Annotated in this window: 14 protein-coding genes; 10 read left to right on the top strand and 4 right to left on the bottom strand. The window is 42.7% G+C overall.

The features are described from left to right. Positions 1-86: 86 nt before the first annotated feature. A complete protein-coding gene (locus COR50_RS05490; RefSeq protein ID WP_098193067.1) occupies positions 87-617 on the top strand; it encodes an SRPBCC family protein in 531 nt (176 codons plus the stop codon). 93 nt (positions 618-710) lie between these two features. On the opposite strand, the gene COR50_RS05485 is transcribed toward COR50_RS05490, so the two are convergent. Continuing rightward, positions 711-998: a YciI family protein gene (locus COR50_RS05485; protein WP_098193066.1), complete on the bottom strand. Its 288-nt coding sequence runs from the start codon at positions 996-998 to the stop codon at positions 711-713. A 209-nt stretch (positions 999-1,207) separates the two neighbouring features. On the opposite strand from COR50_RS05485, the gene COR50_RS05480 reads away from it, so the two are divergent. From COR50_RS05480 to COR50_RS05455, 5 genes are all read left to right on the top strand, one after another. Further along, positions 1,208-2,974 (top strand): DUF4836 family protein, encoded by a 1,767-nt coding sequence (locus COR50_RS05480; RefSeq protein ID WP_157760635.1) that lies wholly within the window; start codon positions 1,208-1,210, stop codon positions 2,972-2,974. 1,266 nt (positions 2,975-4,240) lie between these two features. Continuing rightward, a complete protein-coding gene (locus COR50_RS05470; RefSeq protein WP_098193063.1) occupies positions 4,241-4,891 on the top strand; it encodes an ATP-binding cassette domain-containing protein in 651 nt (216 codons plus the stop codon). Positions 4,892-4,900: 9 nt separating this feature from the next. Beyond that, positions 4,901-6,091 carry a hypothetical protein gene (locus COR50_RS05465; protein WP_098193062.1) on the top strand — a complete coding sequence of 397 codons (1,191 nt, stop codon included), beginning with the start codon at positions 4,901-4,903 and terminating at the stop codon, positions 6,089-6,091. 22 nt (positions 6,092-6,113) lie between these two features. After that, the gene (locus tag COR50_RS05460; RefSeq protein WP_098193061.1) at positions 6,114-6,425 is read left to right on the top strand and encodes a Dabb family protein; all 312 of its coding nucleotides are present in this window, start codon (positions 6,114-6,116) and stop codon (positions 6,423-6,425) included. 23 nt (positions 6,426-6,448) lie between these two features. Next, positions 6,449-7,315 carry an alpha/beta hydrolase gene (locus COR50_RS05455; protein WP_098193060.1) on the top strand — a complete coding sequence of 289 codons (867 nt, stop codon included), beginning with the start codon at positions 6,449-6,451 and terminating at the stop codon, positions 7,313-7,315. Between the two features lie 74 nt (positions 7,316-7,389). Here COR50_RS05455 and COR50_RS05450 read toward each other — a convergent pair whose 3' ends face one another. Then, positions 7,390-8,025, bottom strand: a complete 636-nt coding sequence (locus COR50_RS05450; RefSeq protein ID WP_198405782.1) for a GDSL-type esterase/lipase family protein — start codon at positions 8,023-8,025, stop codon at positions 7,390-7,392. An 11-nt stretch (positions 8,026-8,036) separates the two neighbouring features. Then, positions 8,037-8,972, bottom strand: a complete 936-nt coding sequence (locus COR50_RS05445; protein WP_098193058.1) for a hydroxypyruvate isomerase family protein — start codon at positions 8,970-8,972, stop codon at positions 8,037-8,039. Positions 8,973-9,140: 168 nt separating this feature from the next. On the opposite strand from COR50_RS05445, the gene COR50_RS05440 reads away from it, so the two are divergent. From COR50_RS05440 to COR50_RS05430, 3 genes are all read left to right on the top strand, one after another. After that, entirely contained in the window at positions 9,141-10,112 is a 972-nt protein-coding gene (locus COR50_RS05440) for a formylglycine-generating enzyme family protein (protein WP_098193057.1), read from the top strand. Between the two features lie 75 nt (positions 10,113-10,187). Continuing rightward, entirely contained in the window at positions 10,188-11,519 is a 1,332-nt protein-coding gene (locus tag COR50_RS05435; protein ID WP_098193056.1) for a Gfo/Idh/MocA family protein, read from the top strand. 50 nt (positions 11,520-11,569) lie between these two features. Then, positions 11,570-12,886, top strand: coding sequence for a D-alanyl-D-alanine carboxypeptidase/D-alanyl-D-alanine-endopeptidase (locus COR50_RS05430; protein ID WP_098193055.1), 1,317 nt, complete (start codon positions 11,570-11,572; stop codon positions 12,884-12,886). A gap of 46 nt (positions 12,887-12,932) precedes the next feature. Here COR50_RS05430 and COR50_RS05425 read toward each other — a convergent pair whose 3' ends face one another. Next, positions 12,933-13,247 carry a YbaB/EbfC family nucleoid-associated protein gene (locus COR50_RS05425; protein ID WP_098193054.1) on the bottom strand — a complete coding sequence of 105 codons (315 nt, stop codon included), beginning with the start codon at positions 13,245-13,247 and terminating at the stop codon, positions 12,933-12,935. 113 nt (positions 13,248-13,360) lie between these two features. Between COR50_RS05425 and COR50_RS05420 the strand changes: the two genes are divergently transcribed. Beyond that, positions 13,361-14,611 carry an NAD(P)/FAD-dependent oxidoreductase gene (locus COR50_RS05420; protein ID WP_098193053.1) on the top strand — a complete coding sequence of 417 codons (1,251 nt, stop codon included), beginning with the start codon at positions 13,361-13,363 and terminating at the stop codon, positions 14,609-14,611. The last annotated feature ends 73 nt before the right edge of the window (positions 14,612-14,684 follow it).

The following is a 14,684-nucleotide window of genomic DNA, read 5'->3' as shown; positions in this document are numbered from 1 at the left end:
CCCTGTTTTAAGGCCTGTTATTCATTCCTATTTCTATTATATCAAATTTTAACGTACATTCCCTTATATCAACAATTCCATTCTGTATGAAATTCCTTAAATTCCTTGCTTGGCTAATAGGCATCGTCATCGTGATTGCCATTTTACTAGTCATGTTTGCCCCCACCAAAGTGCATATCGAAAAATCTATTGCCATCCATGCGCCGGATAGCGTAATATGGCCGCATATTGTCAAGTTCGAGCATTTTAATAAATGGAGCGAATGGTCGAAAATGGATCCGGGAGCCACTTTTTCAATCCAGGGGGAAGATGGCACCGAAGGCGCTTCCACCACTTGGAAAGGCAAAAAGATAGGTGATGGAAAACTACAGCACACGCATTTACAACCTTATTCAAAAGTTCAACAGAAAATATATTTCTATCAACCCGAAGAAAGCCAGGCGGATGTACAATTTGACCTAGTACCCAACGAACGGTCAACCGTCGTAACCTGGACCTTCGATTCGGAAATGAAACGGCCTTATAATGTTATGGGACTCCTCATGAAAGGTATGCTCTCCGATCAGTTTGAAGATGGGCTGGAAAGTTTAAAAGAAGAAGTAGAAGGCACTCATTAATCGACAGAAAAACCCCATCCCTCCCGGTTGGTTAAAACTTGGCAGTGAAGCAAAATTGAGCAGAAATAATGCGTTGAAAATAAACGCTTTAGATTAAGAGATATAATTGGCAAACTCGGCAGAATACACTGTGGGCTCGAACTCGATAACTTCGTACATTACCAGCTGTAAACGGTCGAAAGGATCTTCAGCTAAAATCTGTTCTACCTCTCTCCTGCTGGAAGCTTTGCACAAAATGAGCCCTCCCGTGCGGGGCTTACGCTTGCCAGACAAGATAAATTGCCCGCTTTTATAATACTTGTCTAAAAAAGCCAAGTGGCCGTCCATATAATGATCTATGGCCGCAACGGGGCGGATGTACTGTAAAAGAATTAAGAACATAGTGGTTTTTCGGTTTTTCAATAAATAATGGCAAGGTATAATATAGGCGCTATCATCAAAGGTAGGTATTTAAAACGGATAACATCTTGATAAAATTATTGTGTTATTGGGACTTTAATTACAATAATATATGAATAATAGTATTATATCATCCAAAAATGGTCGTATTTTTGTTACTTAGTAAATCTCATCAAAACCATTTACCTTTTATGAAACAAAAGATATCCCGGGTTTTGTTGGTAGCCTTATCGGCTATCCTGGTTCTTTCATCTTGTTCGAAAGCTCCTGAACAAAGCAAATATATCCCGAAGGAAGCTAGCTTCGTTGCTAGCATCAACACGAAGCAGTTAGAACAAAAACTATTAGAAAGCGGATTATCTAATGAAAAAATCCTAGAAACCATCTCCAAAACCGCCAGCGGTGCAGATGGCTCCGAAGATACTTCTAACCCGGTTACCAAGGGCGTAAAGGATTTCCAAAATTCCGGCGTGGATTTGAAAGGTACTTTGTACTTCTTCTCCAGCGCTACCCCCGATGGTAAAATGTATTATGCTACTATCGGTAAATTAACCGACGCTTCTAAATTCGAAGCGTACGTTACAAAGAATATCCCGAATGTAACTGTAACTACGGCCGATAAAGTAAAAATCGGTATTGTTAAAATCGAAGAAGGTACCAACGCTACTTTAGCTTGGGATGACAAAACCGTAATGGCATTGATTTCTCCTGATTTTGAGAAATATAGCTCATTTATGGATACGGACGCCCCTGCTGTCGATAACTCCGCCGTTTTAACAACGGAAGTTAAACGTCTTTTCAACCTGAAAGATGATGAGAAGGCAAGCTCCATGACTTCATTTAAAGAATTTAGCAAAGAAAATGCCGATATCGCTTATTGGGCGAATATCGATGCCACCGTTGAAAATTCACTTAAAAACATGCCTGGCCAGGCCGGTATGGCTGTAGCGATGTTCGGAAACGGCCTTAAAAAGCTGATTGAAGGCTCATTCTACATTTCCAGCCTGAACTTTGAAAAAGGTAAAGTAGTGGCTAAATCTACCGGGTACTATGGTAAAGAGTTGAAGGAATTATTGGACAAACACGATTCCAAAACTGTTGATATCAAGCAATTGGAGAAATATCCTTCTGATAATGTCTTTGGATATGCGATAATGGCCTTTGATACGCACCTTATCGGCGACCTGATTAAAGCTTTAGGTTATGACTCCATGATCGATATGCAACTCACCAAGATGGGCATCACTATGAATGACATTATGAACGCCTTTAATGCTGAGATTGCAGTTATCGGTTCCGACTTTACAGTGAAAGAAACGCCTTCCATGTGGGATTCTACTTACACCAACAAAGAACCTTCCGCTAAATGGCTCTTTACTTTTAAAATCGGGGATGAAAAAGCTTTTGATAAGTTGATCAGCCTGCCTGATATGAAGGATGTTATCGTGAAAGAAGGTGACAAATACATTTTGAAAGAGGTACCTCCTACCATGGGTGCAAAAATCGAAGGAAAAGATATCATTATCGGCTCCAGCCAAGAGTTGGTGGATAATTATGCTACCGGTAAATCAGGTGGTAAAATATCCGGCGATATGATCAGCAATGCTAAAGGAAATGTTTCCAGCATGTATATCGACTTCCAAAAATTATCCAAAAATGTACCGGCTTCTGTTTTCTCCGAAGTACCAGATAGCTTGGTAACGGACGTTAAAGGTTTGTTGAAGGAACTGAAAACACAATCCGGCACCGTTAGCGGTGGCAAACAGGTTTCTACAGCCGAATTAACTTTTGTTAACCAGGATGAAAACTCCTTGGCTCAAATCATCAAGCTTTGCACTAAGGCTTATGGCATCTTCAAGCAGAAACAAGCTGCCGAAGCGGCCACATGGTCACAAATGGGTGATGATGAAGAGATAGATACCGCAGTTGCTCCTCCTGCTGCAACTAATGTTCAATAATTCATTAAAGAATTTTTATATGAAAGCACCGCGCATAACAGTCGCGGTGCTTTTTTTATTTCCTTATAGGGGTAGCAGTTATGATTTCCGTTATATCTGTGATAGCAATACTAACAGTATGTACTTGTGACCCCAATCACTTAACATTTCGGTACAACGCCGGCAGGAAATTTTCTTCGCCGGTGTTTGTATTTAAACTATATCCCGGCAGTTACTTCTTGTTTTGAGTTTTCAAGCTATAGATGCTCCTGTCTTGGTTTTCTGGATTGGCCCCTGCGATTTTATTTTGAAATATCCTGAAACTCTCGCTAGTTCGAGCTTCAAAGCTCGGACTCCCATGCAGAATAACGTTCAACTGATAGAACAACTTGTTCGGCAGCATGTGGAATCCAACAATTGGCTGTTCGTGGTGCGAGGAGTTCGTACCATTTCGTTTCCGGTACAATTGTAAATATCCTCCATTGTCCGGGGTCCGAGCTTGGAAGCTCGAACCAGCAAGTGGTTTTCTTGTTTGGTCCCTGCGATTTTATTTTGAAATTACCTGAAACTCTCGCTAGTTCGAGCTTCAAAGCTCGGACTCCCATGCAGAAAAACGTTCAACTGATAGAACAACGTGTTCGGCAGCATGAGGAATCCAACAATTGGCTGTTCGTGGTGCGAGGGGATGGTGCCATTTCGTTTCCGGTACAATTGCAAAGGTCCTCCATTGTGCGGGGGTCCGAGCTTGGAAGCTCGAACCAGCAAGTGGTTTAGCTATTTACCAAGATAAATCATTCAAAAAAACCGTATTTCAGACATCTATAGTTTAGATGCCCGAATCATAAGGCAGTAACATTTGGAAAAAGCTCTTAATGTTGATTTAAATGATATTTCACGAATTATGAGGAATGCCGCCTAGAAAACTTTAATTTAGTTGGCCTAAGATTTTTTTTATAGATCATTTAAGTGAAAGGCAGAAACAATTATATTAAATAAACGCTGAAGCCGGGTGGCTGAATCCTTTAAAAAATTATTAAACTTTGAAGCACGAAGGCTGAGACATCTTTAATTAATTAAACTCTGAAGCACGAAGGCCAAGACTTTTTAATTAAATAACTCTGAAGCACGAAGGCTGAGACATCTTTAATTAATTAAACTCTGAAGCACGAAGGCCGAGACATCTTTAATTAATCAAACTCAGAAGCCAGGTGGCTGAATCCTTTAAAAATAATCAAACTCAGAAGCCAGGTGGCTGAATCCTTTAAAAAATAATTAAACTCTGAAGCCATGCAGCTTGCCATACAGCAATTACTTCCCGTTCCATTGAAGGAAAAGATTAGCCAGCAAGGTTCGGGGGTATGGAATAATGAAATACAATTCGAAGAGGGGAAATTTATAAAAATCAAAGCGCCCTCCGGTACCGGTAAAACCACGCTCATCCATTACCTGTACAATACCCGTTATGATTATACGGGCAAGGTGCTGGTAAACGGCAATCCTTGGCAAGATTATAATGCTTCCCAAGTTGCACAGTTACGTCAACAGGAACTTAGTATCATCTTTCAAGATTTACGTTTGTTTGAGCAACTTACCGCTTTGGAAAATATTCAATTAAAAAATTGCATGAGTGGTAAAGCTTATTGTACTGACGCAGAAATCGACTCCATGGCGAATCAATTGCAAGTGAGCCATGTATTACAACAAAGCGCTGCAACCCTTTCATATGGAGAAAGACAAAGAATTGCTATCATCCGTGCATTAACACAGCCTTTTTCATGGTTGCTGATGGACGAACCATTCAGTCACCTGGACGAAAACAATACCCGTAAGGCCGCCCAGCTCATTGCCGATGCTTGCAAAAAAAGGAATGCAGGGTTTATTTTAACCGATTTAGATGATGATCAACATTTTGAATACCAACTTGAATACCAACTTTAAATTCCGGCTATGCATACTTTCAATCAATTATTAAAGAAGATCATACGCTCCGGAATCGGGAAGTCGAGGTATTGGATGGCTTACCTTGGCCTAGGCATAGCGATGATATTGATCTTTATATCTATCCAGCTTTATGCTAATTTCAACGAGTTGTTACATTCTCCTAAGAATAAAAATGAGAGTGCGGATTTTCTTGTTCTCAATAAAAATATTACCAGGGAAAGTGATCGAAACGCAGAAAAAAATGCATTTACACCATCTGAAATAGCGGATATAGAAAAACAAAGTTTCGTGGCCGACTTCGGCATCATGACTGCCAGTCAATTCAAAGTAGAAGCCCAACCTCCCGTGGAGTTGCAATTTTCTACTGCGCTATTTTTTGAATCGGTACCGGATCGTTTCCTGGATATCAAACCGGAAGATTGGAAATGGCAGCCCGGTAACAGGTTGCTGCCGATCGTGTTGCCCAATAGTATGCTCAACATGTACAATTTCGGTTTCGCTTTAAGCCAGGGCTTGCCGCAGATTTCCCAAGACAATGTTAAGTTGTTGCCGATCAAGGTAACTATCTATAATAATTACGGCCAAGAGGAATTTGTTGGCAAGATTGCCGGGTTCTCAGACAGGATATCTTCCATACTCGTACCTCAAACTTTTATGGATTGGGCCAATAAGAAGTACGCCCCCGCTGCAAACCCGGATCCCAACCGGGTCATCATCAAAACGAAAGATCCCGGCGACCCCCTATTAACACGCTACCTCGAAAAACATAAATATGCAACCGATGCGGATAAGCTCAAGAACAGCAAAATCAGGACTGTCGTACAAATCATCGTCAGCGTGATCGGCGCCTTCGGTGTAGTGTTGCTGCTTTTTGCGCTTTTGGTCTTCAGCATGTTTATCCGCCTAATTATTTCCAGTTGCAGGAAAGAAATCAATCTATTAGTAACACTCGGTACGGCGCCTTCGCAATTGAAACGCTATTTGCTGAAACAGTTTGTACCCATGTATTTTGTAATTGCCGTCGTTTGCTTGGCGCTCATTTCCATCATTCAACTTTGGGCTGCGCATCGCTTGGAATATTACCAGTTAAGCGTATCCAAATATCCCGGCGTTGGTGTTTTCATCGCCGCGTTGGCTATCGTAGCGTTGTTGTATGTTGTTAATAGCAGGACTATTCAAAAATATATTTCTAAATAAATCGTGATAATTCAATAATGTTATGGCAAAGAAATTCGTACACGTAGTCAATTTTTATTTAAAACCGGGGCTTTCTGCCGCCGAAGTTAAAGATTTTGAGTCAGGTGTAAGTTCATTGGGAACAATCGCAGAGATAAAAGAATTTAACGTGGGCAAACCCGCTAGTACCGACAGGCCCGTAATTGATAAAAGTTATAGTTATTGCCTATTGACGGTATTCAACAATCAAGCGGATCATGATACTTACCAAGTACACCCAACCCACTTAGCGTTTGTTGAAAAGTGTAAAAATTATTGGGATAAAGTTGTCATTTTCGACTCCGAATCCATCTAATCAAGCCTCATAAATTCCACATTATGAAACAATTTTTTATAGCCAGTCTTTTTCTATTTACAAGCAGTATGATTTCCATGGCTCAAGAAAGAATCGAATTACATCCCGGCGCCAAGATGAAGATCGGCGGCGCCCAAGCTATTCAAGACGCGCCTTACTTCGAATATTTCCGAAGTCAATCTAAAGATCGGAAAACGGCAGCAGTATTGATTTGTCCCGGAGGCGCCTATACTAACCTAGCGGTGAATCATGAAGGAAAGGATGTAGCGTTATTCTTCAATGAGCATGGTTATGATGCCTTTGTTTTACATTACCGCCTCAATGATGGCCAACAAAGCGGCTCCACTTATCCCGCGCAATGGGACGATGCCACCACCGCCCTGCGTTATATAAAACAACACGCGGCCTCCTGGCAGATCGATCCCAGCAAAGTAGGAATCCTCGGATTTTCCGCCGGGGGACACCTAGCCTCTTCTGTTGCAACGATCATAGACAATGGAGATGGAAGTGCTGATAAACCTAGTACTCGTCCGGCTTTCGCGGTATTGGTGTACCCCGTAATCAGTTTAAATACAAATTTCAAGCATGCATATAGCGCTGAAATGTTACTAGGTAAAGATTATAGCAAACAGATGGCCGATTCATTATCTACGAACCTCAGAATTAGCGATCAAACACCACCGACCTTCCTGGTGCATTCTACCGACGATAAAACTGTGCCGGTTGAAAATAGCTGGTTCTTTTACCAGGGTTTGAAGCAGCACGGTATTTCCGCCAGTTTACATATTTTCGATCATGGCGGTCATGGTTACGGAATGGCGCCGAAAGACAAAGTGCTGAATGCCTGGCCTAAATTGTGTATAGATTGGTTGGAGGAACAAGGGCTTTAATAAAATAATTACCGCAGTAAATAAAAATGGCAGCATCCTCAAAATGCTGCCATTAACTTTTATAGAAGATATTTTTATTTAATCGCTTTTCCTACTGCTGCTGCCAAGTAATAAGCGCCTTCTTTATTAGGATGCACGCCATCCGGGACTAAATTGCCATAAGGCAACATAGGTTTGTATAAATCAATCAGCTTAACATGATTTTGTTTGGCGATCTTTTTTATCATCGGTAATTGTTCCCCTTTCACTACAGATTCGCGGATGCCGAAATTATCTTTAAACACCGGCATCGGGTAGCAGATATAAATTTTCGGTTTGCTCGGTAATGCTTTGAATTGATCAATCATGCTTTTATAATCGGCAGCGAACTCATCCTTAAATTTCCAGTTTTGCGGTTTGCTATCGTTTGTACCGAGCTTGATCACCACGATATCCGGCTGCCATTCTTTCACTTCTTTGAACATCGGTTCATTCATATAAGGATAATCACCGTGGTTCAATAACGTTCGTCCGCCTTTTCCATAATTCTTCACTTCGTAACCATCCCCTAAAATCCTTTGCAAATGTTTGGGGTAAGTACTGTCCCCTAAACCCCAACCTTCCGTGATACTATCGCCCACGCAAGCTACTTTTATTTTTTTCTGATTAAAGCTCGATGCTAAAATACCTACGCTAAGCAGGCACAGGCACCATGCAAGCATTCTTCTCATGGTTAAATATTTTAGTTTTCAAGAAAATTATCTACTTCGCGGTAGGCTTGAACCAGGCGTGCTTCCCCTTCTTTACCGGGTTTGGAAATACCGTGCTCCATGCCACAAACACCTTTGAACCCCTTGTTATAAAGATGTTTGAAAATGTTTTTATAATTGATTTCCCCGGTTGTCGGCTCTTTCCTGCCCGGGTTATCCCCGATCTGGATATAGGCGATTTCCTCCCAGCTCATATCTATATGTTTGATCAGGTCTCCCTCATTGCGCTGCATATGGTAGATATCATATAAAATTTTGCATGCGCTGCTGTTGACCGCCCGGCAAACTTCGTAAGACTGTGTAGATGTTCTCAAGAACAGGTCAGGATTATCACTTAATGGTTCTAAAACCATCACCAGGTTTTCTTTTTCGAGGATTTCCGCTCCCCTTCTGAGCGCATCAATCACGTTCCCGGTTTGAATACCGATCGGCAACCTTCTTTCAAAGTAACCCGGTACCACGGTCATCCATTTAGCATTCACCCTCTTAGCCACTTCAACCGATTTTTTGCAAGTGGCCAGGAAATTGTCCAAAAACTCTTTTTTCCCAGTGGTGAGGGAAACTTTCCAGTTATCGCCGCCATCAACAACGAATACTCCCATTGTCATGCCTAACTTTTGTAGCAGGTTCCCGATTTTTTCCTGCATTGCCACATCTCTGCCTAGCATGCCGTTATCTTCGATAGCCCTGAAACCTTGATCATGCATGAATCGTATCTGGTCGAGAAAATCCTTCCCGGCAGATTGCGCAAACATGCCATCATGGGGAGCATAATTGAGATTAAAAGTCTTTCCGGCACTTTCAGGCATAGTAACATCGCCGGGCTTTGCATGGGCTACAGCCGACCCGAATGCCAAACTGGATATCCCGGCCAAGGTGCCCTGTTGCAAAAATTTGCGTCTTTCCATAACGAGGAATTTTGGTAAAGTTCTTGAAATTAATCGCATTCAAGATAAGGGCAATTTTTCTAAAAAACTACCAGTTTATCTGCTATTTAAACCGCTTCCGTAAAATAAATTGCATGTTCTTATATGAATTATTAAATTCACCAGCTCTACTTATTCACCAAAATCAGCATGAAAAATATTAGCATCGTTTTTTTAGCAAGCAGCCTTATTAGTCTACCTACTTTAGCACAACAGACTGGCAAACAAGAATTTAAAGCGTATACCCAAAGTATTCCCGGCACGGAAGTGACGTTCGAGATGCAGGCTATCCAAGGCGGCACCTTCCAGATGGGCAGCGATTCAAAAGAGAAAGGCAGGAATCCCAATGAGGGACCGAGGAAGAAAGTAAGCGTAGATCCTTTCTGGATCGGCGTTCACGAAGTAACTTTCGATGAGTATGATATTTTTGCCGATGCCGATAAAGACCAGGAAGACCTGCCAGATGGCATGACCCGCCCCAGCCCTCCCTACATTGATTTGACTTTAGGAATGGGTAAAAGCGGCGGATACCCGGCCAACAGTATGAGCCAGTACGGTGCATTAATGTATTGCAGGTGGTTATATCATAAAACAGGCGTATTTTACAGGCTGCCAACTGAAGCCGAGTGGGAGTATGCATGCAGGGCCGGTTCTACAACGGCATATCCTTTCGGAGATGATCCCGGTCAACTAGAGAAATACGCTTGGTATAAAAAGAATAGTGAAGATAAATATCATAAAGTAGGTCAGTTGCAACCCAATGCCTGGGGACTATATGACATGCTCGGCAATGTTGCAGAATGGACACTCGATCAATACGATGAAGCTTTCTTGTCGAAAGCCTCCAACAAGAACCCTTGGAATAAACCGACAGCAAAATCGCCCAGGACTATCAAAGGTGGCAATTACAAAGATGAGGCAAGCCAGGCAAGAAGTGCCACCAGGCTGAAATCGGACATCAATTGGAACCGCCGGGATCCGCAAATACCCAAAAGTAAATGGTGGAATGCAGATGCCCCTTTTATCGGCTTCCGTATTGTCCGCCCTTTACAACAACCTACACCGGAAGAAGCAGCAGCATTTTTTGAATCCGTGATCGACAAATATGTAGGAGCGCGTTAATCAATCATTCAACATCCACCTATATAGTACTAAAATCAAATCTCCGGCTAGCCGGCAGCAATCAAAAAATTTAACATGGAAAACGAAAAATCAACAAAATTCCACTTAGATCGCAGGAACTTCATGAAAAAGGGTTCCCTCATTGCAGGTGGCCTCATGGCTATGCCGATCATCTCTTCTGCAAATTATTTTTCCGGTTCTGACAATGTCATAAAGATAGCCTTAATTGGCTGCGGCGGTAGGGGTACCGGCGCTGCGGGTCAAGCTTTGAGTACTGCTCAAAATGTGCAATTAGTAGCAATGGCTGATGCTTTCAGCGATCGCCTCGAAAGTAGCTTGGCGAACCTGAAAGAAGCGTTGGCCGATAAACCCGGGCGCATCAATGTCGGTAATAATAAATTCATCGGGTTCGATGCTTACAAGCAAGCCATCGCAATGGCCGATGTAGTAATCCTTACAACCCCTCCGGGATTTCGCCCTATCCACTTCGAAGAAGCGGTTCGCCAGGGTAAACATATTTTCATGGAGAAGCCCGTAGCCACGGATCCCGCGGGCATCAAGAAAGTGTTGGATGCCGCGGCAATCGCCAAATCCAAAAAGCTGAATGTTGTTGTAGGACTGCAAAGAAGATATCAAAACTCTTACAGGGAATTATATAAACGCTTCCAGGACGGCATTATCGGTGATATGCTGGCAGCTCAAGTTTGGTGGAACCAAGGCGCTTTATGGATGAAACGCCGTCAAGCCAATCAAACCGAGATGGAATACCAAATGCGCAACTGGTATTATTTTACCTGGATCTGCGGGGATCATATCGTGGAACAACATATTCACAATATCGATGTCGGCAACTGGTTCATGGGCGAAACACCCGATACCGCGCTGGGCATGGGCGGAAGAGCCGTACGTACCGGTAAAGAATACGGCGAGATTTTCGATCATCACGCGGTTGAATACCGCTACAAAAACGGCGTGGTAATGAATAGCCAATGCCGCCACTGGAAAGATGCACCGAGCCGTGTAGATGAAGAAATCGTGGGCACAAAAGGCCGCATCCTTTGCGACCGTGCCACCATCGTGGATCATAAAGGAAAAGTGTTGTATCAATTTGATAAATCAAAAGAAAACAACCCTTATCAAACAGAACATGATGAGCTATTTGCAGCTATTGCCAAGAATGAATACAAGTTTGCCGATGCCGAAAGAGGCGCAGAAGCAACTTTGTCGGCCATCATTGGCAGGCTCTCCACTTATTCCGGCCAGGTGATCCATTGGGATCAAGCATTGAATTCCGGTTTGAGCATTCAACCGCAACGCTATGCCTTTGATGCGCCGCCACCGGTTTTACCTTTAGAAGACGGTAGTTATGCGCATGCCAAACCAGGCATTACCAAGTATTTTAGTTAATGACTACATATAATAAAGCCCCGTTTAATGCGGGGCTTCTTTTATAATATATGACAAGAAAATACCTGATCTCATTTAGCTTGCTATTAATGGCCACCCAAGCTTTTCCCCAATCTACGGCGAAGATTAAGTCCTGGGCTGCCGATATGCTGTCGGACTCGGCATTTCAAACTGCACATACCGGTATTTATATCGAGGATATTCAATCCGGGAAAACCTGGTTTCAATATCAAGGCAATAAATTCTTCCAGCCTGCTTCTAATACGAAGATCATTACACTTTTTAGCGCACTCAGCTTCTTAGGAGACTCTCTACCGGCAGCCAGAATTTGGGAAAATGATACGGCCATCTGGATTAAAGGAACGGGAGATCCGTCATTTTTGCATCCGGATTTTAAAGATCGCCAACCCTTATATCAACTACTGTCTACTACAGCAAAGCATATTTACCTGGTTCCCGCTGTTAACGAAAATACGCGCTTCGGGCCAGGGTGGGCTTGGGGTGACTATCCCGACTATTATCAGCCGGAAAGGAATGAATTACCTATGTATGGAAATATCGCCCGTATCAATTGGCACCAAGGCAAGTATCATATAATTCCCGGTTTCCCTGTTCATATCCAATCAACACCGGATTCTACAGAAAACACTTACGCCGATAGGGACGAGAGAAAGAATGAATTTTATTTACACTATAAAAAAGAGGACACTTCCCGTTTTATCAGCGATGTTCCTTTTATAACAGGCGATCTTCAACAGGTAGCCTTCCGCTTGCAGGATACACTTCACAAAGCAGTAAATACCTGGCATCAAGCGAATAATATTCCTGCACATGGAACAGGAAGGCTTTTACATAGCCGGCCATTGGACTCCCTCCTTATCCCCTTCATGCATCATAGTGATAACTTCTTTGCAGAACAATTGCTAATGATGATTTCCGCGGAGCAATTTGACACCATTGCCACGGCTAGGGTCATCAAGAAAGTAAAAGGAGAATTATTGAACGAGTTCCCGCAAGATCCGCAGTGGGCAGACGGTTCCGGCTTGTCACGGTATAATTTATTCAGCCCTATGGATTTCGTGTACGTGTTAAAGAAATTATACAACCAGTTTCCGAAAGAGCGCCTGTTTCAAATATTTGCGACAGGGGGAAAAGGAACGTTGAAGTACTATTTTAGAGAGGCGCCAAATGCTGTTTTTGCCAAGACAGGCACTTTAAATGGTTGTGTTGCGTTGAGCGGGTATTTGATTACCCGCAAAGGAAGGACACTGGCTTTCAGTATCTTGGTCAACAATCACCATGCAACCAGTACACAAATCCGCCGCGGCACAGAAGCATTCCTGGTGAAAATCTACCAACAGTATTAATATAAAGCCGGGTCAACTTATGCCCCGGCTACAAACATCTTATTTCTTACAACCCCGGCAGCCCCATTCCGCCAAAAAGTCCACCAGCAGCACCTTTCATCTCGGTCTCCCAAACATTTTCAGCATTCTTAAGCGCCCTGTTCAAGGCAGTGATCATCAAATCCTCCAGCTCCTCTTTACGATCAGCCGAGCATAAAGATTCATCAATCTCTAAACTCTTAATTTCACGGTTACCGTTTGCGACTACTTTCACCAAACCATCAGCCGCTTCCCCGGTAACTGTAATATTTGCCAAGCGGCCTTTCGTTTCTTGCATTTTTTGCTGCATACCTTGCAGCTTTCCCATTAAATCACCAAACATGAAATTAGATTTTTGCCGTAAAGATAGCCATTCGGAAGATTTTTTAGCCCGCTATTGAGCCTGTTTTTTACTACATTCGTCCTCACAGAAACTAAGTGTATAACCAAGAATCCATGAAGCAACAGTTCAATATACCGGTTTGCATCATCGGCGCAGGGCCCGCGGGAGCTGCCGCCGCATTGCAACTTGACAGGCAAGGAATACAAAGTATCGTTGTGGATAAAGCAGTTTTTCCCCGGGACAAAGTATGCGGAGATGGATTAAGCGGCAAAGTTATTACTTGCCTTGAGAAGATCGACCCGGCCATTGCACGGAGACTCCGGGAATTTGCCCCGAAAGAAGATAGTTGGGGAGTAACTTTCGTTGCGCCCGGTAGAACCAGCATGGAAGTTCCGTACAAACCTGCCTATGACAAGAAAGTAGATTTACCGATGGGATTTGTTTGTAAGCGTATTGATTTCGACAATTTTTTAGTAGACGAGTTGAAACGCAGTCAAAACATTTCATTAATAGAAGGCATTGCCATAGAGCAATATCAAAAAACATCGGAAGGATATACTGTTTCCGATGCAAAGGGAGACTTAACAATCCATGCCAAGTTGTTGATCATTGCTAATGGTGCGCATAGCAGTTTTACGAAGCAAGTTGCAAACATCCAGATGGAACCCAAGCATTATGCTGCCGGGATAAGGGCCTATTACAAAGGCGTTACCGGTATGCAAGCAGACAATTTCATCGAGTTACATTTCCTGAAATCCCTATTGCCGGGATATCTATGGATATTTCCGCTACCGAATGGTGAGGCAAATGTTGGGCTAGACATGCTTTCAGACCACGTTAGGAAGGAGAAAGTAAACTTAAAAAAGCTATTACAAGATACGATTGCACAAGATCCTGTTTTTCAAGAACGTTTTAAGAATGCCGAACTGGTAAGCAATATCGAAGGATATGGTTTGCCCCTGGGAAGCAAGCAAAGGGTTATATCCGGCGAAAATTACATGTTGACCGGTGATGCAGCTTACCTAATAGACCCATTTACGGGAGAGGGTATCGGCAACGCGATTTACACGGGTAGGTTTGCCGCAGATAAGGCCAAGGAAGCTCTAGCAGCTAACGATTTCAGCGCCGCATTCCTATCTGCTTATGACGCCAGGGTGTATAAAGCGCTGGGGCCGGAGTTGAAGCTCAGTCACCGTTTGCAACAATTAGTCAAATATCCTCGTTTATTTAATTTCTTAATGAACTTAGGCACCAAGAACAAACAATTAAAATCATTGATCTCCTGCATGTTTTACGAGATCGATTTGCGCAAGCAACTTACAAAACCATCATTTTATTTCAAATTACTATTCAACAAGAGTTAATAAACTGACGTCAACCAATGTATTTTAAACGCATTTTTATTTTTATTGCCACCGTTCTCATTTTACAAACAAA

This window comes from Chitinophaga caeni (assembly GCF_002557795.1).
Taxonomy (GTDB): domain Bacteria; phylum Bacteroidota; class Bacteroidia; order Chitinophagales; family Chitinophagaceae; genus Chitinophaga; species Chitinophaga caeni.
Note: the sequence above shows the minus strand (reverse complement) of the source record. Positions and strands in the feature narration are given on the sequence as shown.

Bases quoted from the DNA above. Each gene is read 5' to 3' on its own strand.
- COR50_RS05490 (WP_098193067.1), top strand. From the start codon at position 87: ATGAAATTCCTTAAATTCCTTGCTTGGCTAATAGGCATCGTCATCGTG.
- COR50_RS05485 (WP_098193066.1), bottom strand. From the start codon at position 998: ATGTTCTTAATTCTTTTACAGTACATCCGCCCCGTTGCGGCCATAGAT.
- COR50_RS05480 (WP_157760635.1), top strand. From the start codon at position 1,208: ATGAAACAAAAGATATCCCGGGTTTTGTTGGTAGCCTTATCGGCTATC.
- COR50_RS05470 (WP_098193063.1), top strand. From the start codon at position 4,241: ATGCAGCTTGCCATACAGCAATTACTTCCCGTTCCATTGAAGGAAAAG.
- COR50_RS05465 (WP_098193062.1), top strand. From the start codon at position 4,901: ATGCATACTTTCAATCAATTATTAAAGAAGATCATACGCTCCGGAATC.
- COR50_RS05460 (WP_098193061.1), top strand. From the start codon at position 6,114: ATGGCAAAGAAATTCGTACACGTAGTCAATTTTTATTTAAAACCGGGG.
- COR50_RS05455 (WP_098193060.1), top strand. From the start codon at position 6,449: ATGAAACAATTTTTTATAGCCAGTCTTTTTCTATTTACAAGCAGTATG.
- COR50_RS05450 (WP_198405782.1), bottom strand. From the start codon at position 8,025: ATGAGAAGAATGCTTGCATGGTGCCTGTGCCTGCTTAGCGTAGGTATT.
- COR50_RS05445 (WP_098193058.1), bottom strand. From the start codon at position 8,972: ATGGAAAGACGCAAATTTTTGCAACAGGGCACCTTGGCCGGGATATCC.
- COR50_RS05440 (WP_098193057.1), top strand. From the start codon at position 9,141: ATGAAAAATATTAGCATCGTTTTTTTAGCAAGCAGCCTTATTAGTCTA.
- COR50_RS05435 (WP_098193056.1), top strand. From the start codon at position 10,188: ATGGAAAACGAAAAATCAACAAAATTCCACTTAGATCGCAGGAACTTC.
- COR50_RS05430 (WP_098193055.1), top strand. From the start codon at position 11,570: ATGACAAGAAAATACCTGATCTCATTTAGCTTGCTATTAATGGCCACC.
- COR50_RS05425 (WP_098193054.1), bottom strand. From the start codon at position 13,247: ATGTTTGGTGATTTAATGGGAAAGCTGCAAGGTATGCAGCAAAAAATG.
- COR50_RS05420 (WP_098193053.1), top strand. From the start codon at position 13,361: ATGAAGCAACAGTTCAATATACCGGTTTGCATCATCGGCGCAGGGCCC.